The organism is Caloramator australicus RC3 (genome assembly GCF_000297115.1).
In the GTDB taxonomy this organism is placed as follows: Bacteria; Bacillota; Clostridia; order Clostridiales; family Caloramatoraceae; genus Caloramator; species Caloramator australicus.
The window spans coordinates 1-3,343 of the sequence record NZ_CAKP01000011.1; the positions used below are offsets into that span (position 1 = coordinate 1).

At 31.2% G+C, this 3,343-nt stretch carries 5 protein-coding genes and 1 pseudogene; 2 read left to right on the forward strand and 4 right to left on the reverse strand.

What is annotated here, in order from left to right:
* On the forward strand, window positions 1-303 hold a 303-nt coding region (locus tag CAAU_RS01620), incomplete at its 5' end, for a UPF0236 family transposase-like protein (RefSeq protein WP_192811160.1).
* Between the two features lie 187 nt (window positions 304-490).
* Window positions 491-1,408, forward strand: coding sequence for a diguanylate cyclase (locus CAAU_RS01625; RefSeq protein WP_008907696.1), 918 nt, complete (start codon window positions 491-493; stop codon window positions 1,406-1,408).
* 9 nt (window positions 1,409-1,417) lie between these two features.
* Here CAAU_RS01625 and fba read toward each other — a convergent pair whose 3' ends face one another.
* The 4 genes and pseudogenes from fba to CAAU_RS15545 form a co-directional block, all read right to left on the reverse strand.
* Window positions 1,418-2,347: a class II fructose-1,6-bisphosphate aldolase gene (gene fba / locus CAAU_RS01630; RefSeq protein WP_008907697.1), complete on the reverse strand. Its 930-nt coding sequence runs from the start codon at window positions 2,345-2,347 to the stop codon at window positions 1,418-1,420.
* 172 nt (window positions 2,348-2,519) lie between these two features.
* Window positions 2,520-2,912, reverse strand: coding sequence for a DUF4363 family protein (locus CAAU_RS01635; RefSeq protein WP_008907698.1), 393 nt, complete (start codon window positions 2,910-2,912; stop codon window positions 2,520-2,522).
* A gap of 101 nt (window positions 2,913-3,013) precedes the next feature.
* Complete coding sequence (locus tag CAAU_RS01640; protein WP_008907562.1) at window positions 3,014-3,244, reverse strand: UPF0236 family protein; 231 nt, start codon at window positions 3,242-3,244, stop codon at window positions 3,014-3,016.
* A pseudogene (locus CAAU_RS15545) lies at window positions 3,229-3,319 on the reverse strand (UPF0236 family transposase-like protein); the annotation flags it as partial. The gene CAAU_RS01640 and the pseudogene CAAU_RS15545, both read right to left, overlap by 16 nt.
* Window positions 3,320-3,343: the final 24 nt, after the last annotated feature.

Below are 3,343 nucleotides of genomic sequence, written 5' to 3' on the forward strand. Positions count from 1 at the left end.
CATGTAAGCCATGTATTATCGGCGAGATTAAGCAGCAGGCCATTAGGATGGAGCAAGGAAGGATTAAAGATAATGGCAAAGCTAAGGGTATTTAGCAAGAATGGAGGAAATTTAAGGGAAATAAGTGTGTTTAAGGAAGATGAAAAAGCCTTCAAGGTAAGTAAGAAGAAAATAAAAGAAGCGATAAGAAAGATAAATAAATCTTCACGTGAAGTTATGAATAATATAACGATATTGAACATAGGGAAAGTAACGCCAATTTACAGGATATTAAAATCAATAAAATATGAAAATATAATTTAAGTTTTTTAAATTTAACAAACGCCTTGAAACTAGCTAATTTAAGGGGTTGTCTATAAAAATTAACCTACAATATCTTGACACTATCTGAAGATTTAAACAGCTTGAATTTTAAAATTTGAAATTATAAAATTAATATATAAGTATGAATCGTAAAAAGAAAAGTTGACCAAACGAATAGGAGGCAAATATGCATAATAGGATATTAATAGTAGAGGATTCGGCTTTTCATGGTAAGGTTCTACAAGATATACTAACAAAACATGGATTCCAAGTCAAGTGGACAAGTTCTGCTGAAGAGGCTCTACAGGAAAAAATATATGATTATGATTTGATTTTGCTAGATTTAATTTTACCAGGAATTGATGGATATGTTTTTGCCCAAAACATAAAAAGGGCTTATCCTTATCTTCCAATTATTGCAATAACTTCAGTAGTAGAAGAAGAGTCCGTTTCAAGGGCATTGAATATGGGGGCAGATGATTATATCAAAAAGCCTTTTTCAGAAGTTGAATTGCTTGCAAGAATTAAAGTTCAGATAAGAACAAGGCGACTTCAGCTTGAATTATTGGAAAGAAATAAAGAACTGGAAATTGCTTATGAAAAAATTAAAGATTTAGCTACTAAAGATATACTTACAGGAGCATATAATAGGCTATATTTAAGAGAATATTTAGAAATGTATTCAAAAGGACATGATAATAATATAATTAGTTGTTTTATTATTGACATAGATAATTTCAAATTAATAAATGATACATATGGACATTTAACGGGCGACGTGATTTTGAAAAGATTAGTAGATATTTGTAAGAATACAATTAACGATTATGGAATTGTTGTTAGATTTGGTGGGGAAGAATTTTTAATAATAATAACGGAACTAGTTGATTCCTTCTTTTTAGCAGAAAAAATTAGAAGCGAATGTGAAAAGGATAAAACAGGTGGCTTTAAATGGACTGTAAGTATTGGATTGAGCCAAGGAACAATAACAAAGGACAAATTTTTAATTGATTCAGAAAAGCTAATAAAACAGGCTGATGAGATGCTCTATGAAGCTAAAAGGACTGGTAAAAATAAGGCAGTTAAATATAAAGCTGAGGGCTAACCCTCAGCTTTATATTGTATTGCTACAGCCTAATACATTTACTATTTTATCCTTTACAACTTGTTTTATAGCTTCTCTTGCAGCACCTAAATACTTTCTTGGGTCAAATTCTTCAGGTTTAGTAGCAAACACTTCTCTTATTGTTGCTGTCATGGCAAGTCTTAAATCTGTATCCATGTTAATTTTGCATATAGCCATAGAAGCAGCTTTTCTTAACATTTCAACAGGGATACCTTGAGCGCCTTCTAATTTTCCACCATATCTATTACATTTTTCAACGAATTCAGGCATAACAGCAGAAGCACCATGTAATACAAGTGGGAAACCTGGAAGTTTCTTTTGAATTTCTTCTAATCTCTCAAAGTCAAGTTTTGCTTCACCCTTAAATTTATATGCTCCATGGCTGGTGCCAATAGCAACTGCTAAGGAATCTACACCAGTTTTATGAACAAATTCATAAGCTTCTTCAGGATCAGTAAAGGTTGCCTCCCTTGCTGAAACCTTTACTTCGTCTTCAACTCCTGCTAATTTACCAAGCTCAGCTTCAACAACAACACCCTTTGAATGTGCATATTCTACAACTTGCTTTGTGATTTTTATATTTTCTTCTAAAGGATACTTGGAAGCATCAATCATTACTGAAGTAAAACCAAGATCGATGCAGGTTTTGCAGATTTCAAAATTTTCACCATGATCAAGGTGTAGAGCAATTGGAAGACCAGAATCTTCAACTGCAGCCTCCACCATTTTAATAAGATACTTAGGGTTAGCATATTTTAAGGCGCTGGCTGAAACTTGTAGTATAACCGGGGCTTTTTCTTCCTTTGCAGCTTCAACAATACCTTGAATGATTTCCATGTTATTGATGTTAAAAGCACCAATCGCATAACCGCCTTCATAGGCTTTTTTAAACATTTCTTTAGTTGTTACAAGTGGCATAAAAAATCCTCCTTAATATTTGTGTTATACTAATATATTAAATTCATAAAAAAATTATAACACAAAAAAATAAATATGTATATACATAAATGGGACAAAATGAGTCCCATATGGACAAAATATGTCTAATTATTATTATATACTATTAGATAATAATTTCAAGTTTTTTGAATTAAATAATATTTTCTATTCTTAGTTTTTCGATTTCTGATATATGAGTTAGATAGTGCTCTAAAATTGCAAGGCTAGCCATTGCCTCAATGTTGTCTCTATGCTTTATATATTCTATACTTTGCTTTAAATACATGCTTATATTATCTATTTCATTGTGATTAACAAAAAAAGACCATAGCTGCTTTTTTCTTTCCCAGTTTTTATTTAGAAGTTCAATATTTTTATATGCATTATCCCAATTAGAAGCTTCAACCGATTTTTTTACATCATTTAGATTTTCCATAAAGGAGATAGTATCCCTTTCGATGGTTCTTATTTCATATATACCAAGGATTATTATTAGGATAAGGGTTATAAAATTTATTGTAAGAACAATTTTACCTGAATTCAAAGCGTTACCTCCTTTGGATAGTGTCAAGATATTGTAGGTTAATTTTTATAGACAACCCCTTAAATTAGCTAGTTTCAAGGCGTTTGTTAAATTTAAAAAACTTAAATTATATTTTCATATTTTATTGATTTTAATATCCTGTAAATTGGCGTTACTTTCCCTATGTTCAATATCGTTATATTATTCATAACTTCACGTGAAGATTTATTTATCTTTCTTATCGCTTCTTTTATTTTCTTCTTACTTACCTTGAAGGCTTTTTCATCTTCCTTAAACACACTTATTTCCCTTAAATTTCCTCCATTCTTGCTAAATACCCTTAGCTTTGCCATTATCTTTAATCCTTCCTTGCTCCATCCTAATGGCCTGCTGCTTAATCTCGCCGATAATACATGGCTTACATCGCCCTTCTGCGCTGCATCCTATTACAT

Excerpts from the sequence above, each read along its gene's own strand:
- fba (WP_008907697.1), bottom strand. The coding sequence starts at position 2,347 with ATGCCACTTGTAACAACTAAAGAAATGTTTAAAAAAGCCTATGAAGGC.
- CAAU_RS01625 (WP_008907696.1), top strand. The coding sequence starts at position 491 with ATGCATAATAGGATATTAATAGTAGAGGATTCGGCTTTTCATGGTAAG.
- CAAU_RS01640 (WP_008907562.1), bottom strand. The coding sequence starts at position 3,244 with ATGGCAAAGCTAAGGGTATTTAGCAAGAATGGAGGAAATTTAAGGGAA.